This window comes from Sorangium sp. So ce590, from assembly GCF_051521365.1.
Classification (GTDB): Bacteria; Myxococcota_A; Polyangia; order Polyangiales; family Polyangiaceae; genus Sorangium.
This window is the reverse complement of the sequence record NZ_CP150346.1, coordinates 4,673,158-4,692,431: the sequence shown is the minus strand read 5'-3', so window position 1 is coordinate 4,692,431 and position 19,274 is coordinate 4,673,158. Positions and strand designations below refer to the sequence as shown.

Below are 19,274 nucleotides of genomic sequence, written 5' to 3'. Positions count from 1 at the left end.
TCGCGGGCGGGGCCGCGCCCCCTCAGCCGCCGCGCTGCGCGAGCGCGAGCAGCGCCTTGACCTTCGCGTACGAGATGTGGGGGTTGTCCTCCTCGCCCCCGAGATCGTCGGTGTCCTCGCCCGCGCCCTGGGCCCGGATCGGCATCCACAGGTAATCCGGGTGGAGCTCCCTGCCGTTGATCCCGTTGACGAGCGACGGGTTCTTGATCCACTCGCCCCCGAGGATCGTGAGGTCGTTGTCGAGCTCGAGCACGTAGTGCAGCTCAGAGACGGAGAGCGGGACGTCGCGCTGAGCGGGCGGGCGGAGGAGCGTCTCGCCGGTGACCGAATCGGAGATCATCCAGAAGCGCGCGGCCACGCGGACGAAGCGCCTCGCGCCAGGGTTGAACCGGTAATTGTAACAGTCGGCGCCCATATAGGCGCCGCCGCACATGAGCCGCGCGGCCTGCTGTGGGTCCACCTCCTCGATGGTGTCGATCGCGAACTGCTTGACGGGGAAGCTCCACACCTCCCAGTCCCAGGTGTGGTCGACGATGAACATGAGCCGCTGCTTCTGGGTCGACTCGCCGGCGAGCGGCTTCGCGCCGACCCCGAGCAGCCCGGTCATGGCGACGTGCATCGTGGCGGGGTTGAGGTCGCGGCAGGCGGGGTCGATCGGCCTGCCGTAGACGTCGCGCGCCGTCCGATCCGCCCGCGTCTCGCAGCGGCGCCCCGAGAAGGTCACCGCGTCGCTGAAGTAGAGCTCGCTCATCAGCGCCTCGATGTCCGCCATGCGAAACAGGACGCAGTCGGTCTCCGCCGCGGCGCACTCGGTCACCTTGGAGCCGACGAGCTTCACGCGGACGTCGCGGCGCGGCACGGCGTCCTCGGCGGCGACGTAGGCCGACCACCCGTTGCAGTGTCCCCACCAGTACTCCGGATAGACGCCCTGGTAGAGCCCGTGATGCTGCAGCTCCCAGCGCGTGGCCGGACCGGCCACGACCACCGCCGGCTGGATATAAGGAGGGTTGCGCAGGTACTGGGGCCTCCGGAGATCGTCCGTGCTCCACGTGGCGATGCTCGCGAGCGACTCAGTCTGCCCGGGGTGGAAGAGGACGTCGTATTTCTCGACGGGAGAGAGGTTGTCCGGGTCGGAGGTCCGATCCGAGTAGTTCTTGATGGTCGAGTTCCAGCGGTCGGCGATGCCGTTCTGCCGCTGGGGCCACCAGTTCGAGGCGAACGCGTTCGTCTGCGCCTCGCCTCCCAGCAGCGTCGAGTCGAGCCGGAGCCGGGCGCCCTGGAGCTCTGGGTGCAGGTGCAAGGGCAGGTTGGCGCCGTCGATCGCCTCGCGGGCGCCGTGCCCGGGGAGGAGGAGCTGGTGGGAGCCGCCGAGGATCTGGCCGGTCTCGGGCGAGTAACCCAGCACGTAGGGCACGGGCCCACCCTCGATGAACCGGAAGGTCGCGCCGTTCAGGGTGCTCGCCGCGACGGCGACGCTCTCCTCCGGCGCGCGGTCGAGCTCCGCGCAGCCCAGGACCAGGAATACCGAGCTCACGAGGCTCGCCTTCATCTGCGTCTTCATCGCTGATCCCCCCGCAGACCGACGCTCGCCGATCCATCGGGTGTTCTCTGCAGAGGCCGCGCCACCGGCCTCGGCGTTAAAGAGCGCAGCCATTGCACGCGGCGGCAGCCCGAGCAATCACCGCGCGCCGATGCGCCAGAGCACGACCTTCACGGTGTCGATGAGGATGGAGATATCGAACCAGAGCGAGAAGCTCTTCATGTAATAGAGATCGTACTGGAGCTTCTCCAGCGCGTCCTCGGCGGACGCGCCGTAACGGCAGCGCACCTGCGCGTGCCCCGTCACTCCCGGCTTCACGCAGAGCCGCTGCCGGAAAAAGGGGATCTGCTTCTCCAGCGCCTCGATGAACTCGGGGCGCTCGGGACGCGGCCCGACCATGCTCATCTCCCCGACGAGCACGTTCCAGAGCTGCGGCAGCTCGTCGAGCCGCGTCCTCCGGATGAACCGCCCGACGCGGGTCACGCGCGGATCGTTCTCGATGGCCCACGCGGCCCCGTTCTTCTCGGCGTCGGTGCGCATCGACCGGAATTTGTGGATCCTGAACGGCTTCCCGAGGGCGCCTGTCCGGATCTGCGAGTAGAGCGCCGGACCGCTGGAATCGAGCTTCACCGCGATGGCCGTGAGCGCCATCAGCGGCAATGCGACAACGAGCCCGGCGGTCGCGCACACGACGTCGAAGATCCGCTTCGCGACGAGCGTCCGGCGCCGCACGCTGAACCCGTGAGAGAAGATGATCTGGCTCGGCTTCAGCTCGCGCACGCAGATCTTGCCGGTCACGCGCTCGTAGAAGTCCATGCCCTCCTCGATCTGGACGCCGCGGAACTTCAGATCGAGCAGCTCCTCCAGCGGGAACGCCGCGCGGCGCTCGGAGGTCGCCACGATCACCGCCGCGACGCCGCGCTGCTCGACGAGGCGCCGGAGATCCCGGTACCTCCCCGCGACCTCGGGCTCGTCGATCGGCTCCTCGTCCCTGACCACCCGGCCGGCGAGGCGCAGCCCGAGGACGTCTCCGTCCTTCCGGATGAGGGCCGCGCATGCGCGGGCGAGCTCGCCCGACCCCAGCACGATCGCCACCTTCGAGAAGCTCTCGCTGCTCAGCACCCGATTGCACGCCGCGCGCCACGCCGGGAGCACGATCGCCGCCGCCCCGAGCGATGTCAGGAGCACCCGATCGCCGACCTCCGCGTCCGGCACGAGCCAGAACGCGAGCCACAGCACCGCCGCCGCCAGGCCGAGCGCCCGGAACGTCGTCAGGAACAGCGCGCGTGCCCTGGGCGGCTCGGGCCCATAAAGGCCGTGATAGTAGAGCGACGTCAGCGCGACGAGCGAGATGCTCAACGTCTGCCCGAAGCGCGCTCCGTCGAGCGCGTGCTCCCAGCCCACGAGCACGCCCGGCGCGCAACACACCAGAAACGAGAGCAGGCTGGCCTCGACAAACCACACCATGGCCCGGCGCGGCGACCGGAACAGCTCCAGCATCGTCCCTCCACTCTCGTCGGCCCCGGGCGCTCGCGCGTCACAGCGCATCGCCTCTGGCGGGGCACACACGGTTGTAGTTGGACCTACATTAGAGCAGGCCGGGGCAGATCGCCAGATGCCTCCGACGAATCTCGTTCATCGGCGGCGGACTGAGCCGCCCCGCGCGAAGCTGAGCGCGGCGCAATTGACCTCATCGCGGGCGATTGCGCCGGTGATGTACAGGCCGTCGAGAGGGGGCGCGGCGGGAGAACACCGTCGACGGACTGCATACGTCGCGTCCAGGGGGCGCGCTGGGGCTTTGGCGGATCTGCCGCGCGGCGGGCGCGGCGCTCCCGGCCGGGAGCGCGCTTGGCTCTGGTGCGTCGAAGCGTGTCGAAGCGTCGAGGCGGCTTATCGCGCTTCGCGCGTCGCGGGCGTGCCGGCTTCACCGGCGCGCGCGGGCGGCGTCTCGCCCGGGGTCTCGCCGGGGGCGCCGTCGCTGTCGTCGCGCTCTCGGCCCGGCTCGGGCGGCTGCCAGCGGCCGGACGGCATTCCCTGGATCATCGCGGTGCGGCGCTCGTCGTCCCACGCGCTGTCGGGATCGCGGCGCACCGTCCGGCGGCGATCCGTCGACAGCGTCCCCGAGATCCCGGCCATGACGATGCTCCTCAGCGAGCCGCCGGCCTCGCCCGCGCTCGGGGCCGGGTCGAGCGCGGCGCGCACGTACTCCAGATCGACGCCGCCGCGGAGCGCGATCCCGCGCGCCAGGGGGTAGGCGATCTCCGCGCCGGCGAGCGCCGTGGTCGTGGACAGCGACCCCTCCCTGGAGGGCGCCGGCGCGCCGGGGGCGAGGTGGAGCGGCGGATTCGCGGCGACGGGCGCGCTGCCGGTCGCGAAGCGGGCGACGCCGGTCACGAGGAGGTCGCGGGTCGCGCCGCCCCGCGCGGGCCGAAAGCTCGCTTCGAGGGACGCCTCGTGCTCGTGACCGAATCCGATCCTCGGCCCGAGCGACGTGTAGGCATAGGCATAACCCGCTGTCAGCCGGTAGCGCTCCTGCACGTAGGTGAGCCCGACACGCGCCGTCGGCGCGACCACCGCGTCGCGCGACGACAGCACGGGCGGCGGGCTCGCGACGGTCACGCCGCCTTCGATGCGCGTCGAGGCGTTCCGCGTGAGCTCGTGAGACGCGGAGAGGAGCGCGACGCCGGCGTGGACGCGGGCCTCGCCGCGCGTGAGCTCGGTGTCGAGCAGCGCGTGGTGGTACTGGGTGAGCTCGTACCGGAGCTCGGGTGTCAGCGTGTCCAGCGCGCCGAGCTCGATCGCCGTGCTCACCTGGGCGCGCCCCGTGTGCGCGTCGATCCCGACCGCGGCGGGGTCGTCGGCCGAGAGCGCGCCCGCCTGCTCGTACCCGACGTCGAGGCGCGCCGCGGATCGCCGCGACGTGGTGATCGACAGGGTCGGTCCGCCGGAGAGCGTGTATTGCAGGCGATTGCCGGACAGGAACGGATCGCGCGTGGCGAGCGCATCGGCGGCGCGCACGCCGAGGCGGGTCGCGAGGTAGCCGGCCGTCGCCATCGAGAGATCCGCGCGCGGCGAGAGCGCCCAGCCCGCTCCCCCGCCGAGGCGCGCCGAGACGCTGTCGGACGGCGAGGATCGCGCCGCGTCGAGCGAGATCCGAAAGACCCGCTCGTAGCTCCCGTCGACGCTGAATCCGTAGCGCGACCTCTCGCCGCGCAGCGAGCCCTCGACCGAGCCCCCGACGCCCGCCATCAGCGCGCCGGAGCCCACGTCCGCGACGTTCGACGCCACGCTCTGCTCCACCACGGCCCGCGCCGTCACGTCGGAGTCCCACATCGGCAAGACGAACGAGAACACGCGCCCCCTCGCTGTCGAGCGGCAGCCCCGCGGCGCGGAGCGACCCGAATCGGCCGCCCTCCCCTCCCCGGCAGCACGCCCGGCGCCCGGAGCGTCCCACGTTCGTTGATGTTTGCAACATTACAAATCTGCCTCGACAGGCTGCGGCCGCGGCGCGGGACGCGCTCTCGCGGTGTGGACGTGCGCAGGCAGGGCGGGACGTACCTCGGAGTCCGCCCCTGCCCCGCTGAGGGCGGAGGAACGATTTGTAATATATATTACTACATGAAGTCTGGCGTGGAAGCGGGCGTGGGGGAGGAAGGCGGGTCGAGGTCGCTGCGCGTTCTCTGGGTGACGCGCATCTTTCCGAACCGGGTTGAGCCGCTGTCGTGCGCGTTCCAGCGGCAGCAGCTCGCGGCGCTGTCGCGACGCTGCGCGCTGGAGGTGCTCGCGGCGATCCCGTACCACCCGGGCGTATCGCTCCTGGGCGAGCGCACGCGTCCGGGCCGCCTGACGGCGGTGCCCGAGCGCGACGAGATCGACGGCGTTTCGGTTGTGCACCCGCGCGCGCCGTACCTCCCGGGGGCGGGCCGCGTGCTGGCGCCCGTGAACGCGCCGCTTTACCTCGCGGGGCTCCTGCCGCACGTCCCGGGGCTCCGCGGGCGGTTCGACGTCGTGCTGGGGGCGTGGCTCTACCCCGACGCCTGCGCCGCGGCGCTGCTCGCCCGGATGCTCGGCCTCCCCTATGTGGTGAAGGCCCATGGCACGGACGTGAACGTCGTCGCCCGCTGGCGCTCGGTGCGCCCGCTCGTCGGCAGCGCGCTCCGGTCCGCCGCGTACGCCATCGGCGTGAGCCGGCCGATGGTCGAGGCGCTCGCGGCGCTCGGCGCCCCGAAGGCGCGCGCGGTCCTCGTCCGCAACGGGGTCGACCGCGCGCTCTTCCACCCGGCCGACCGGGGCGCCGCCCGGCGCGAGCTCGGGCTCCCGGAGCGCGGGCGCGTCGTGACGTTCGTCGGGAACGTCAGCCGGGAGAAGGGCATCCACGAGCTGCTGCGCGCGTTCGAGGCGCTCGGCAGGGACGGCTGCGACGGAGGCGAGCCGGTCCACCTCGTGGTCGTCGGCGACGGCCCGGCGCGGGAGGCGGTCGAGCAGGCTGCGCTGCGGCGCGATCGTGAGCGCGGACCGGCGGACCTGCGCGGCCGGATCCTCGCGGTCGGGGCGCGGCCGCTCTCCCAGGTTGCCCGCCACCTCGCCGCGACGGATCTACTGGCGCTCCCGAGCTGGGCGGAGGGAACCCCGAACGTGGTGCTCGAGGCGCTCGCGGCCGCGCGGCCCGTCGTGGCGACGCGCGTGGGGGGCATTCCGGATGTGGTGACGCCGGGGCGCACCGGGCTGCTCGTCCCGCCGCGCGACGCCGGAGCGCTCGCCCGGGCGCTCCGCGACGCGCTCGCGCGGACGTGGGACGACGGCGCGTTCGCCGACGCGGCGCCCCCGTCGTGGGAGGAGAGCGCGGAGGCGCTGCGACGGCTGCTCGCGCGGGCGGCGTTCGGAGGCGGCGGGCGGGTCGCCGCCTGAAGCGGAGGACGCCGGCGCCGGCAACGGCCCGGCGTCGTGCGGAGGATCCGCCGGAAATGGCGGTGGAGCTGGCGCTCGTCGTGGAGGCGGATGGCCCCCCTCCCCGCTCATCCCCACGAGATCGACCAGGTGCACCGCGGCGCCCCGCGGTGCCTGCAGGTCGTGTGCTCGACCGCGATGCGCCGGCTGCCCGAGAGCGCGAGGCCCGCCTCGACCCAGCCCGAGATGGCCTGACTGCACATGTAGAGCGGCAGGCCGCCGCCCGCGAGCGTGGCCGTCCCCGAGACCTCGCTGACGACCCGCACGCTGAAGTCGCCGTATTTGAAGTAAGTCCTGTACACGAGGCCAAAGCGCTTGAACAGCATCGACGGCGAGCCCCCCTGCGCCATCGTCTTGTAGATCGTCGTCAGATCGTTCCGGGCGACGTCCGCGCCGAAATGGCGCATCTTCTCCATCCTGCCGGCAAAGAGCCCGTGCAGGAGCGCGCAGTCGATCTCGATGAGCGGCGCCAGCTCGTTCCAGGTCGAAGGGATCGGCGGTTCGCCGAGGTAGCGGGCCGCCTGCGGCGAGAGCCGACGGCTCAGATCCGCCACGAACCGCTCGCCGTAGCTCTGTCGCAGCGCCTGGGCGCGCGAGCCGATCAGGGTGCCTTTCACGAGATTGCCCTCCCCGAGGATCCGAGGATCGCCGAGGAACGGGGAGAAGTCTGGCGCCAGCATACGACTGAGCACTCCCATCTTCTCGTAGTATAGCGGCAGGTCCGCTCCGATGTGCGACGGATTGGCGTCACGCGCCGTTTTTCCGGGTGACGCGCGGCGTGCACGCTTGTACCCGGCATGACGCGTGCTGTTCGGCGTCGGTCGACGCTGGCCGGCGCGGCGGTTCGCGCCGAGCAACACCGAGGAGCGCATGCGACCGATTCACCACATCCTCACCGCTGCGGTGCTCTCTTTGTGCCTTGTCGGCGCGGCGGCGCGCGCCGACGCGGCGCCCGTCGCCGGTCACCCGCGACTCTGGCTCACGAAAGACCACCTCCCCAGGCTGCGCGGGTGGGCGGCCGACAGCCGCAACCGCATGTACAAGGAGGCCCTGCTGCCCGCGCTCCAGGGCGCGATCGCATCTTACGAGGGCCGCTTCTACCCGAACGGCCGGCCGAACCCGGCGTGGCCGGACGGCGGCACCAACGCCTACGTGCAATATCCGACCGAGGCGTATGCGGAGTTCTTCGCCTTCATGTCGCTCATCGATCCGGACGTCGCGGCCCGTCCGGTGCACGCCGTCAGGGCGCGCAACCTGCTGATGTACGCCATCGAGGAGGCGAGCAAGGGGCGAGCCGCCGGCGAGCCCTTCCGCGCCCCGGGGTTCGCGACCGGCGACCGCTCGCGCTGGTGGGGTGAAGGGTTCCCGCTGACGGTGGACTGGATCTACGGTGCGACCGACGCGAGCGGCCGCCCCCTGCTCACCGCCGGGGACAAGGCCAAGATACGGCAGGTGTTCCTCAGGTGGGCTGACGACAACCTCCACGCCGCCACGGCGGGCAACGAGCACCCCCACCCGGTCGGCGTCATGAACGATCCGGCGCTGCTCCGCGATCCGCTCCAGCTCCGGTGGGCGGCGAACAACTTCTATCTCGGCCACCTGCGCCAGGTCACGCTGATGTCGCTCGCGATGGACGAGGCGGACGACCGCCCGCTCGATCCGAACGCCCCGCCCGAGGCGCTCGGCAACACGCTGCGCAGCTACCTCGCCGACGCGACAGGCGCCTGGCTCTACCAGGCCTTCGCCGTCTTCGAGGCCCCCGAGATCGCGGCCAAGCACCTCGGGGTCTCGTCCGACGGCCTCGGCGTGGCCAGCGGCGGCCTCCCCGTGGAGGGCTTCCTCTACGGCGGGGGCCTCGCGAGCCTCCACCAGGCGCTCCTCGGGCTCCACACGGCCGGCTACGGCACCCGCGCCCTCTCGGGCCCTCCGATCGGCCTGCTGGGCAGCGGGTACTGGGACCGGTTCACGGACGGGTTCCTGCACTCGATCGCGCCGGGCCCGGTCACGTATCCGTCGATGCCCGACCTCGGGCCGGTCTACGAGGCGGCGAACTACGGCGACACGTTGCGGCTCTGGGTCGAGCCGCGCTTCGCCGAGGTGTTCGGCTCGCTGGGCGTCTACGACCACCTCACGGGCAACACCGCGCGCCTGAAGAAGGCGCGGTGGATCGTGGCCAACGCGATGGAGGGCGGCGCGCCCGCGCTCTATGCGCGCACGTCCAAGGTCTGGGGCTCGCCGGCCCCGAGCCGCGCCATCCTGAGCTTCATGCTCTTCGACCCGGCCGCGCCCCTCCCGGCGGATCCGCGGCCCGCGATGCCCACCGCCTTCTTCGAGCGGGCGCCGGGCCGCGGCGCCGTCCTCGCGCGCTCGGACTGGACGAAGAGCGCGACGTGGTTCACCTGGCGGTGCGGCTGGGTCACCATCAACCACCAGCTCGGCGACTGCAATCAGATCGAGCTCTACCGGAAGGGAGAGTGGCTGACCAAGGAGCACACGAGTTACTCGAACAACCTCATCGGGACCACGGTCGACTACCACAACACCCTCTCCCTGCAGAACGACCAGCCGTCGCGGCTGCGCTGGTTCGAGAAGGAGCTCGCCCCGCGAGGCGGCCAGTGGCGCGAGGGGCGCGCCGCCGGCGATCCGACCGCGCGCATGAGCCGGGGCGCGGGCTACGTGTTCGCCGAGGGGCTCGCGACGGATCTGTACAACACCCGCCCGAACGCCTGGACCCCGTCCGACGCCGCCCTCGACATCGTCCACGCGAGCCGGTCGGTCGTCTGGCTGGAGCCCGATCACGTGGTCGTCTACGACCGCGCGGCGTCGCGCACCGCCGGCCGGTTCAAGCGGTTCAACCTGATGACGACCGCGGCGCCGCGGCTCTCGGGCCGGACGGCCAGCGCCGTGACCCCGAAGGGGCAGACGCTGTTCGTCCAGAGCCTCCTGCCGCTGAACGCCCGCATGACGGCCGTGCCGGTCGAGGATGTCGACGACGCGGCGCAGATGGAGCCGACGACCCACCGCCTCGTCGTGGAGGACCCGGCCGGCCCCGCGGACGTCCGCTTCCTCCACGTGCTGCAAGGCGCGGACGCGGGCGCGAGGATGGACGCGGCCGCGCGGATCGAGGGCGCCCAGGGCTCCGGCTTCGAGGGCGCCCTGGTGGCGGGCAGGGCCGTCCTCTTCCGCTCGGACCTGCAAGCGACCCCGGGGCCCGTGTCCTATCAGGTGCCCGGCACGACGCGCAGGCACGTGATCACCGGCCTTCAGCCGAAGGCCGGCTACGACGTGGCCGTCGTCCCGCGGGGGGCGGAGCTCGTGGTCCGCGTCACGCCGGGCAGCGCCCACACGACCGACGACGCGGGCGTGCTGACGTTCGGCGCGCCGTAGCGCGCGGCCCGCGCAGGGCGGCGCGGCGGGGGCCGGCGCGATCCCGGCGCGGCGCTGCCTTCAGGGCTTCGCGGCGAAGCCCCTGTCGAGCCCCTCTTTCCCGAACACCGGCGCCCAGGGCAGGAGCTCGTACTGCGCCAGCCCGTGCTTCGTGAAGGGATCGTCGTCCCGGATCTGATCGAGCGTCGCCCCGACCGCCTCGTCCGGCACCCGGAGCAGGAGCGCCCCGCCAGAACGCGGATCGAGCGGCCCTGACGCGAGCAGCAGCCCCTGCTCCATCAGCCTCTTCAGATAAGCGCGGTGGTCGTCGACGACCTTCAGCACCTCGTCGAGCGGTCGTCGGTAACGGATGATCGCAATCGCGTACATGATGTCTCGATTCCTCGGGCCGCAATCTACCAGAGCGCAGCGCCCGGCCGGGCCTGTTCCTGCCAGGCCGCCGCCCGGAGGAGATCGCGCGGCCGCGCAGGGCGCGAACGCGCGCCAGCGGGCTCGCCGCGACGGGCAGCGAGAAAAACCATGGCATCGACGGAATGTGTCGCCATCGCGATCTCCAGGCTTGACTTGGCGGCCCGCCATGAGGAAGCGCGGCGGCGTGGCGGATCCCGCGAGGGCGCACGCCCCCCTTTCCCTTCGCGCTCTCGTCTGGCAGTGTGCGCGCCCTCCGCTGGAGACATCTGTATGGCGCGACCCCCGAAAGCAGCACCTGCTCCCGTTCTCCCTTCCTCGCCTGCCGCCGCGCTCGCGGCGTACGGCCGTGTTGAGCCGAAGCTCCTCGAGCTCGGCCCCGACGACCTCGTGACCGTCTACGTTGAGGTCCCCAGGGCCGTGAGCTCCGTGCTCTCCGCCCTGCCCCACCTGCGCGAGCTCCGCGACGAGATCGTCCGCGATCTCCCGAACCACCCGATCGAGATGCTGGACGAGCTCGAGGACTACGCCCTCGCGGCGTGGTACGCCGACCTGCTCTACAGCACGCCCGCGAGCGAGCTCGACGCGAAGAAGCTCACCGACGATGCCGGCACCGTGCGCGAGGGGCTCCTCGTCGCGGCCGAGGCGCTCGCGTACAGGAACCTGCTCGACAAGCAGCGCATCGCCGACATTCGCAAGGGCAAGGGCCACACGGATCTCGCGAGCGATCTCATCGCCCTGGTCGAGCTGTTCCGCAGCTCCTGGGACAAGGTCCGCGCGAAGACGGCGGTCGAGGACGAGGAGCTCGAGCGCGCCGCGGATCTCGGCGTGCGCCTGCTCGCCGCGCTCGCCGCGAAGCCCGGCAAGGGCTCGTCCGCGGCGCCGAAGATCACCGACGCGAGCGATCGCCGCGCGCGCTCGATCTCGCTGGTCGCCAAGGCCTACGAGGAGTGCCGCCGCGCCGTCGCCTACCTGCGCTGGCACGAGGGCGGCGACGGCGATCTGGCCCCGTCGCTCCTGCAGAAGCCGCGCGGCCGCCGGCCGAACGCCGAGAAGGCCGCCGCGGCCGCGAGCGGCGCGGCCGCCGAGGCGTCGGCGAAGGCGACCGCCGACGAGGCGTCCGCCGCGGAAGGCGGCGCGCTCTCGTCCACCGAGCCGGCGAACGACGCCGCGCCGATCGCCAGCGCCTGAGCGCCAGCGCCTCGCGAACGCGACGAGGAAGGGCGCGGGGGCCCTCAAGCCTCCGCGCCTCTCCGCGCCCGCCCCCCTCCGGCGCTCTCTCCTCGATCTCGACCCGCCGGCCGCGATCCGCGGGCTACCGGTTGCGGCTCGACTCCTCGATGAGCTCGACCTTGTAGCCGTCCGGGTCCTCGACGAACGCGATCACCGTCTTGCCGTGCTTCATCGGGCCCGGCTCGCGCGTGATCTTCCCGCCCGCCGCGCGGATGCGGTCGCAGGCCGCGCGGATGTCGTCCACCCCGAGCGCGATGTGCCCGTACGCGGTGCCGAGCTCGTATTTCTCCACGCCCCAGTTGTGCGTGAGCTCGAGCTCCGCGTGCTCCGGGTTCTTCCCGTAGCCCAGGAAGCACAGCGTGAACTTGCCCTCCGGGTAGTCCTGCCGCGACAGGAGCTGCATCCCGAGCACGTCCCTGTAGAAGCCGATCGAGCGCTCGAGATCGCCGACCCGCAGCATCGTGTGCAAGATCCTCATGCCGACTCCTGCTCCTTCTCTTCCTTCCGCGCGTCCGCGCCAGCGCGGCGCTCAGCCGTACCGCACCGAGATGATCTCCATCTCCGTCTCGCCCGCCGGGCGGCGCACCGTGATCACGTCGCCCGCGCGCTTGCCGAGGAGCGATCGACCGACCGGCGAGCGCCAGCTGATGCGCCCGGCCGCGCTGTCGATCTCGTCCTCGCCCACGATCTGGTAGGTGTGGCGCGCGCCGTCCTCGTCCTCGATCTCGACCTTCGCGCCGAAGAAGACCTTGTCGCCGCGCTGCTCCGACGGGTCGACCACCACGGCCTTCTCCAGCCGCTTGGTCAGGAAGTGCATCCGCCGGTCGATCTCGCGCAGCTTCTTCTTGCCGTAGATGTACTCGGCGTTCTCGGACCGGTCGCCCTGCGCCGCCGCTTCGGCGACCTCCTGGACGATGCGCGGCCGCTCCACGGAACGGAGCCGCGCGAGCTCCTCGGACAGCTTCCTCGCCCCGCCGGGCGTGATGTAAGCCGGGTCGGACATGGTTCGATCGCGACGGAGCCTACGCCGCGCCGCCCGCCAGATCCACCACCGTTGCGCCCGGTGCGGAGTCCCCCAAAACACCCCCGGCGGAGCCCCTGATCACCTTTGATTTCCACAAGATGGCCTCCCTGTCACGGACGGTTGTTGACGCGGCGCGGCGGCATGCTAGGCGAATGAAGAACTGTGCCGCAGCTGCGCGGAAGACCGGGAAGGGAACCGGCTGCCAGCGCCCCTCGCCGCGGCAACGAGGAGGTCTCCCATGTCGAATGCCCAAACCCACCAGAACCGCTACAAGGCTGACCTCCGCGAGATCCGCTTCCTCCTGTTCGAGCAATTCCGCCTGGACGAGCTGCTCGGCAGCGCGCCGTACGACGCGTGGGGACGCGACGAGGTCTCGATGGTCGTCGACGAGGCGTACAAGTTCGCGTGCGAGATCTTCGGCCCGCTCAACGCGGTCGGCGATCGGGTCGGCTGTCGCATCGAGGCGGGGCAGGTCAAGACCCCGCCGGGGTTCAAGGGGGCGTGGGACAAGCTGTACGAGGCCGGGTGGAAGTCGGTCTCCGTCTCGCCCGCCTACGACGGCCAGGGCGGCCCCTTCACGCTCTACACGGTGGTCGAGGAGTTCCTCTGCGGCGCGAACGCGGCGCTCAACATGTACCCCGGGCTGACGTACGGCGCGGCGGAGCTGATCGAGCACTTCGGGACGCCGCGGCAGCGCGACATCTACCTGAAGCGGATGTACGGCGGGCAGTGGAGCGGGACGATGTGCCTGACCGAGCCCCAGGCGGGCTCGGACGTCGGCTCGTCGCGGACGACCGCGGTGAAACAAAAGGACGGCAAGTACCTCATCCGCGGCACGAAGATCTTCATCTCCGGCGGCGACCAGGATCTCACCGAGAACGTCGTGCACCTCGTGCTCGCCCGCGCCGAGGGCGCTCCGCCGGGCACGAAGGGGCTCAGCCTGTTCGTCGTGCCGAAGCTCCGGGTGGACGACGACGGCGCGCTCGGCGAGCCGAACGACGTCCTCGTCGGCAACATCGAGCACAAGATGGGCATCAACGGGTCGTCGACGTGCGTGCTCAACTTCGGCGAGAACGACGCCTGCCTCGGGGAGCTCGTCGGCACCGTCGAGCACCAGGGCATGCCGCAGATGTTCCGGATGATGAACGGCGCGCGCATCTCGGTCGGCCTGCAGGGCGTGTCGGTCGCGTCGTCGGCGTACCTGAACGCGCTCGAGTACGCGAAGGACCGCAAGCAGGGCTCGTCGATCCTCCAGTGGAAGGACGCGACCGCGCCGCGCGTGCCGATCGTCGACCACCCGGACGTGCGGCGGATGCTGCTCGACATGAAGAGCCGCGTGGAGGGCATCCGCGCGCTGATCATCAAGCTCGCGCGCCACCAGGACGCGGTCGCCGTCTACCAGGGCAAGGACGATCGCGCCGCCGCGTACAACCAGGGCCAGGTCGACCTGCTCGTGCCGCTCGTGAAGGCCTATTCGTCCGATCAGGCGTTCCACGTCTGCGAGACGGCGATCCAGACCTTCGGCGGCGCCGGGTACACGAAGGACTACCCGGTCGAGCAGTACTGCCGCGACGCGAAGGTCTTCTCGATCTACGAGGGCACGAACCACATCCAGGCGATGGACCTCGTCGGGCGCAAGCTCGGCCAGGCCGGCGGGGTCAACCTGCAGGCCTTCCTGAACGACGTGGCCGAGTTCGTGAAGGCGAACGACAAGCACCCCGTCCTCGCTGCGAGCGTCAAGGAGCTGCGCGAGGCGCACGAGGCCGTCGCCGGCTCCGCGATGCGGCTGCTCTCGTGGTTCCAGATGGGCAAGATGCCGATGGTGCCGCTCTCGGCGAACCGCTTCCTCGAGATGATGAGCGAGCTCGCGATCGGCTGGCTCCTGCTCGACGGCGCGGTCATCGCGCTCAAGGCGCTGGAGGCCCTGCCGCCGGGCGACGCCGGCGCGAAGGACCGCGCCTTCTACGAGGGCAAGAAGCACGCGGCCCTCTACTTCGCCGCCAACGTGCTGCCGCACGCGAAGTTCTCCGCCGAGCTCCTCGGCCGCGAGGACTCGTCCGCCCTCGACATCCCGATCGACGCGTTCGCGACCGTCTGACCTCCCTCACCCCGGTCGAGGCGCTCGCGACCGCCTGACCTCCCTCCCCGCGCCGACCCCGCCTCCGGGCGGGGTCTCGGCCGCGCGGGGCGGGCTCACTCCGGGACCGTGAGCCGCTCCGCCAGGTTCCGGACGGGCACCGGCATCGTCGGGTCGCGCGACACGGCCATGATGTCGGCGCGGAGCGCGCGCACCTCCGTCAACCGGAGCCACGAGAGCGCGAGCCGCGTCATGCTCGGCAGGCCCCTCGCGAGCACCGTACGGACGACGTCGGCGGCGGGGAACGAGAAGGCCACCTCCTCGGGAGGCAAGCCCGCGGCCTTCGCCGCCGCCTCGATGCTCGCGTCGAAGTCGTCCCGCTTCGACTCCAGCACCTCGAAGAAGGCGCGCCCGCGCTCGGGCGCCAGGGCCTGAGCCGCCCCGCCGCCCTCGGGCGCGAAGACCCAGGTCGCCGAGCTGTCGAGCCCCACCCGCGCGCCCGACTCGAGCGTGACGAGCGGCAGGAAACGACCGCCGTCGAGCGGCTCCCCACCGCCGGCCTCGAGCAGCTCGCGCACGAGGTCCTTCAGGTTCGCGCTCATGGGCCGATGTTCGCACGGAAACCCCGGCGGTGGGCAATTCGGCAGACACAGACACGCCCCCTTCCGGTCGCGCGGCCGTGCTTCCCGCCACGGCCGCGCGCGGCGGTGACAATTCGCGTCGACCGCGGCCGTGACGAGGAACAGCCGTGGAGAGCGCGCCGCGCGGACGTGCCAGGTCGCTTTGCTTGGAAAACACGTCGGGTTGGCCGGAATAAGAATAGTATGGGGATTCAATTCAAAGTTGATGCACTGGTATTGCTGGGGTTCATTTCGGCTGCCGCGGTGACGGGCAGCGGTTGCGCGTTCGGGGGCGACTCCGTGGAGATGCAGACCGAGGATCGCTCGTCGGAAGACGCCTGCGTCCCGAGCAAGAACAAGAAGAAGGTCGATTCGTCGTGCGGGCTGTGGGTCTCGAGCACCGGGAACGACGGCAACGCGGGGACCTCGGGGGCGCCGCTGCGGACGATCTCGAAGGCGCTCCAGCTCGTCTGGCACCAGGGAAAGCGCGTCTATGTCTGTGCCCAGGAGTTCGATGAGCCGCTGCTCGTGCCCGGGGGACACATGATCTTCGGTGGGCTCGATTGCCGCGACGGCTGGCGCTGGATAGGCGACAAGAAGAAGACCACGCTCACCGCTCCCGAGGGCGAGACGCCGCTCAAGTTCCACGGCGGCAGCGGCGTGGCGGTGATCGAGGACATCCACGTCATCGCGCGCTCGATCCTGCCGACCCACACCGGGCTGGCCGGCCGCTCGTCGATCGCGGCGAACACCTCGGGGATCTCGGTCGACTTCAACCGGTGCATCCTCGAGGCGGGCGACGCGGCGCCGGGCGCCCCGGGAGACGCGTTCGTGAACGACCCTGCCGAGGCGGGGACGTCCGGCACCTTCGGCAACGCCGCGTGCACGTCCGCGACGGTCGCCGGCGCGGTCCCGGTGAACAACACCTGCGGTACGTCCGACGACCGCTCGGACGACTCGCGCAGCGGCATCGGGGGGACGGGTCGGGTCGAGTCGGGCGCCGACGGGGGCGATGGGGTCCCGACCGGCGCGGCGAACGGTGGAACGGGCGAGACAAGCTCCAGGGCCTGCACGCCGGGCAAGGTGGGCGCGGATGGCGCCGACGGGCTGCCGGGCGCGGGGGCGACCGGCTTCGGCTCGCTCTTCCTGGATGGGTACACCGGCCCGCTCGCCAGCAACGGGTTGCCGGGGTTGCCGGGCCAGGGCGGCGGCGGCGGCGGCGGCGGAAAGGGCGGCACGGGCACGCTGATGTGCCCGTTCGCGAGCTCGGCGGGCGGCGCCGGCGGGGGCTCCGGCGGCGCGGGCGGCTGCGGCGGGCTCGGCGGCAACGGCGGAGGCGCCGGCGGGGCGAGCATCGCCCTGTTCGCAGGGAGCGCCTCGGTCTACCTCACCGACGTGGTGCTGAAGACCGGCCGCGGCGGCAAGGGCGGAGACGGGGGCCAGGGCCAGGACGGCGGCGAGGGCGGCCTGGGCGGGCCAGGCGGCATCCTGGGCAAGGCCACCGCGCTGAACTTCGCCTGCAGCGGCGGCCCGGGCGGCCGGGGCGGTCAGGGGGGCCGCGGCGGCGGCGGGCTCGGCGGCCACTCGATCGCCATCGCCTATGCGGTCAGGGAGCCTCTCCTCAAGAACACGACGATCGAGATCGGCGAGGTCGGGACCGGAGGGCGCGGGGCCGCGCCGAAGTACAACGGGGCGGACGGCGTGGCGGCCGAGATCTACGATATCGAGCAGGGGCTCGGGCAGTAGCGGATAGCGCCTAATCCGGCGGCGGCGGCGAGGGCCAGCTCCGATCCTCCTGCATGCAGCGGAGCTGCGTCACGCGCCGTCCCTCCGCGGTGGTCACCGCGATCTCCCGGACCGGCGCGTCGCGCCGCGCGCGCCGGCTCAGCTTCTCGACCACCAGAAACCCCTCCCGCTCGCCCGCGAGGCGGAGGAACTCGTCGAACAGCGCGACGTGCCCGCCGCGCGCCCCGTCCTCGGCCGTCGCGATGCGCCGCTGCGTGGTGACGCCGATCGCCAGCGCGTCGCCGCGGGCGCGCACGACCATCGCCGGATCAAGCCCGCGCTGGCTCTCGTCAGCGACCGTCCAGATCTCGGCGACCCCCGCCTCGGCGAGGCGCCGCTTCATGTAGGAGAACGCGGACTCGAGCGTGTTGTTCCGGTACGGGACCGCCCTCGACTCCATCGGATCGACGTGGTTCCGCCAGAACGCGATCAGCGCGTGCGCCCAGCGCCTGCCGTCGAGCCGGCGGTCCTGGAACGGCCAGTGCCCGGCCGTCGCCTCCGCGCAGGCACCGAGCAGCGCCTGCTCGTCGATCCCGCGCGTCGCCAGGCAGCGCGCGCAGTGCATGTACCCCGTGCCCCGCTCGAGGAGCGCGCCGCACATCGAGCAGATGTCGTTGCCGTAGCCAGGGCCCATGTACCGGAGCCAGCCGGCGCTGAGCTTCTGGTGAGCCGCGCGGCGCTCCTCGTTCAACGCGATCTCCCGCAGCCCGTCCTGAAGGGCCCTCGAGGCCGCGCGCCGCTCGTCATCTCGCTGCGTCATCCGCTGTCCTCCAGCGTGAGCCCTGTCCGCGCCGGCCCGGCAGTGTAACGCCTGGGCCTCCACCGCGCTTCGCGAGGCGACACGAACCGCCCGCACGCGATCTCCTCGCGGCGGCGTCGGGCGCGTCGCCGGGCACACAACGCCCGCGTTGTTGACATTGACTTTCATTTACCGTTGCGCTATGCGTCGAGAAGATGTCGCGATTTGCCTCGGTTCTCGTGCTTCCGCTGCTCTTCAGCAACGCCGGTTGCGGCGGAGAGCCTGCGCCCAGCGACCCGCTGGCGGGCGTCCAGCTGATCGGCGATGACCTCAGCGACATCCCTTTGCACGGCGCCTCGGCGGAGCAGGTGGCCCGGTTCAAGGAGGGCGACGCGCTCTTCGACTTCGTGTTTCGCGAGCGCGACGGGCTCGGACCGCTCTACATCCGCGCCTCGTGCGCGGGGTGCCACGAGGGGGCCGCGCGCGGCCCGGGCGCCGTCCAGAAGATGGCGCTCGTCGACGCCGACGGCGTGACGCCGGCGGTGGATCAGGCGGGGCTCCCCTACGGGCACACGATGCGGCCCTACGCGGTCGGCGGGGCGACGACGCTCTCGCGACCCGAGATCGAGGGGACGATCAAGCTCTCGCAGCGCCTCGGCCCGCCGGTGTTCGGGCGCGGTTACATGGAGGCGGTCGACGACGCCGAGATCGAGCGGGTCGCGGCCGAGCAGGCCGCGCGGGGCGACGCGATCCGCGGGCGCGTCAACCGCGTGGTGTTCCACTCGAAGAAGAACGCGGACGAGTCGTTCCACACCTTCGCCGAGGGCGACGAGAACCTCATCGGCCGCTTCGGGTTCAAGGCGCGGGTGGCCACGCTCGACGACTTCACGGCCGACGCCTACCAGGGCGACATGGGCATCACCTCGCCGCTCCGCCCGGAGGAGCTGCCGAACCCCGACGGGCTCACGGACGACGCCAAGCCGGGCGAGGACGTGGCCGTCGACACGGTGAACGCCGTCGCCGACTACATGCGCTTGCTGGAGATCCCGAAACGCGCGCCCGCCGACGAGCACGGTCAGGCGCTGTTCGCCGAGGTCGACTGCGCCGGCTGCCACGTCCCCTCGCTGAGGACGCGCGCCGACTACCCGATCGCGCAGCTCGCCGACATCGACGCCCCCGTCTACACCGATTTCCTCCTGCACGACCTCGGCCCGGACCTCGCCGACGGGCTGGCCGACGAGTCGGCGAGCTCCGCTTCCTGGCGGACGGCGCCGCTCATCGGCATGCGTCACAGCACCTCGTACCTCCACGACGGCCGCGCCATGACCATCGAGCAGGCCATCTTGCTCCACGACGGCCCGGGCTCGGAGGCGGCCGCTTCGGTCGCCGCGTTCCGCGCGCTCTCCCGCGAGGATCGCGAGGCCCTCATCGACTTTGTGCGCTCGCTCTGAACGACGTTCGAGGGCGCGCGCTCGCGCCCACCCACTTCGCGCGCTCGCTCCGGGCGAGCCGCG

The 19,274-nt window shown here is 71.8% G+C and carries 15 protein-coding genes; 6 read left to right on the top strand and 9 right to left on the bottom strand.

Translation table 11 applies throughout. The annotated features are described in order from the left end of the window. Positions 1–22: 22 nt before the first annotated feature. The 3 genes from WMF28_RS17615 to WMF28_RS17605 form a co-directional block, all read right to left on the bottom strand. Complete coding sequence (locus tag WMF28_RS17615; RefSeq protein WP_437603403.1) at positions 23–1,561, bottom strand: hypothetical protein; 1,539 nt, start codon at positions 1,559–1,561, stop codon at positions 23–25. A 117-nt stretch (positions 1,562–1,678) separates the two neighbouring features. Then, positions 1,679–3,040, bottom strand: coding sequence for a TIGR03013 family XrtA/PEP-CTERM system glycosyltransferase (locus tag WMF28_RS17610; protein ID WP_437603402.1), 1,362 nt, complete (start codon positions 3,038–3,040; stop codon positions 1,679–1,681). 390 nt (positions 3,041–3,430) lie between these two features. Beyond that, the gene (locus WMF28_RS17605) at positions 3,431–4,894 is read right to left on the bottom strand and encodes a hypothetical protein (protein ID WP_437603401.1); all 1,464 of its coding nucleotides are present in this window, start codon (positions 4,892–4,894) and stop codon (positions 3,431–3,433) included. Between the two features lie 264 nt (positions 4,895–5,158). Between WMF28_RS17605 and WMF28_RS17600 the strand changes: the two genes are divergently transcribed. Further along, positions 5,159–6,448, top strand: a complete 1,290-nt coding sequence (locus tag WMF28_RS17600) for a glycosyltransferase family 4 protein (RefSeq protein WP_437603400.1) — start codon at positions 5,159–5,161, stop codon at positions 6,446–6,448. Positions 6,449–6,555: 107 nt separating this feature from the next. Here WMF28_RS17600 and WMF28_RS17595 read toward each other — a convergent pair whose 3' ends face one another. After that, a complete protein-coding gene (locus tag WMF28_RS17595) occupies positions 6,556–7,185 on the bottom strand; it encodes a hypothetical protein (protein ID WP_437603399.1) in 630 nt (209 codons plus the stop codon). A gap of 172 nt (positions 7,186–7,357) precedes the next feature. Between WMF28_RS17595 and WMF28_RS17590 the strand changes: the two genes are divergently transcribed. After that, entirely contained in the window at positions 7,358–9,874 is a 2,517-nt protein-coding gene (locus WMF28_RS17590) for a hypothetical protein (protein ID WP_437603398.1), read from the top strand. 60 nt (positions 9,875–9,934) lie between these two features. Here the strand turns inward: WMF28_RS17590 and WMF28_RS17585 are convergent, their stop codons facing one another. Next, positions 9,935–10,243, bottom strand: a complete 309-nt coding sequence (locus WMF28_RS17585; RefSeq protein WP_437603397.1) for a YciI family protein — start codon at positions 10,241–10,243, stop codon at positions 9,935–9,937. 312 nt (positions 10,244–10,555) lie between these two features. Between WMF28_RS17585 and WMF28_RS17580 the strand changes: the two genes are divergently transcribed. Continuing rightward, a complete protein-coding gene (locus WMF28_RS17580; RefSeq protein WP_437603396.1) occupies positions 10,556–11,473 on the top strand; it encodes a hypothetical protein in 918 nt (305 codons plus the stop codon). A 124-nt stretch (positions 11,474–11,597) separates the two neighbouring features. On the opposite strand, the gene gloA is transcribed toward WMF28_RS17580, so the two are convergent. Next, entirely contained in the window at positions 11,598–11,993 is a 396-nt protein-coding gene (gene gloA, locus WMF28_RS17575) for a lactoylglutathione lyase (protein WP_437603395.1), read from the bottom strand. 51 nt (positions 11,994–12,044) lie between these two features. Beyond that, entirely contained in the window at positions 12,045–12,518 is a 474-nt protein-coding gene (gene greB, locus WMF28_RS17570) for a transcription elongation factor GreB (protein WP_437603394.1), read from the bottom strand. 259 nt (positions 12,519–12,777) lie between these two features. Here greB and WMF28_RS17565 point away from each other — a divergent pair, with 259 nt between their 5' ends. Further along, positions 12,778–14,637 (top strand): acyl-CoA dehydrogenase, encoded by a 1,860-nt coding sequence (locus tag WMF28_RS17565; RefSeq protein WP_437603393.1) that lies wholly within the window; start codon positions 12,778–12,780, stop codon positions 14,635–14,637. 95 nt (positions 14,638–14,732) lie between these two features. Here WMF28_RS17565 and WMF28_RS17560 read toward each other — a convergent pair whose 3' ends face one another. Beyond that, the gene (locus tag WMF28_RS17560) at positions 14,733–15,218 is read right to left on the bottom strand and encodes a hypothetical protein (protein ID WP_437603392.1); all 486 of its coding nucleotides are present in this window, start codon (positions 15,216–15,218) and stop codon (positions 14,733–14,735) included. A 282-nt stretch (positions 15,219–15,500) separates the two neighbouring features. On the opposite strand from WMF28_RS17560, the gene WMF28_RS17555 reads away from it, so the two are divergent. Next, complete coding sequence (locus WMF28_RS17555) at positions 15,501–16,982, top strand: PGRS family protein (protein ID WP_437603391.1); 1,482 nt, start codon at positions 15,501–15,503, stop codon at positions 16,980–16,982. A gap of 10 nt (positions 16,983–16,992) precedes the next feature. Here WMF28_RS17555 and WMF28_RS17550 read toward each other — a convergent pair whose 3' ends face one another. Next, positions 16,993–17,781: a hypothetical protein gene (locus tag WMF28_RS17550; RefSeq protein ID WP_437603390.1), complete on the bottom strand. Its 789-nt coding sequence runs from the start codon at positions 17,779–17,781 to the stop codon at positions 16,993–16,995. Between the two features lie 194 nt (positions 17,782–17,975). On the opposite strand from WMF28_RS17550, the gene WMF28_RS17545 reads away from it, so the two are divergent. Further along, positions 17,976–19,211 (top strand): di-heme oxidoredictase family protein, encoded by a 1,236-nt coding sequence (locus WMF28_RS17545; RefSeq protein WP_437603389.1) that lies wholly within the window; start codon positions 17,976–17,978, stop codon positions 19,209–19,211. Positions 19,212–19,274: the final 63 nt, after the last annotated feature.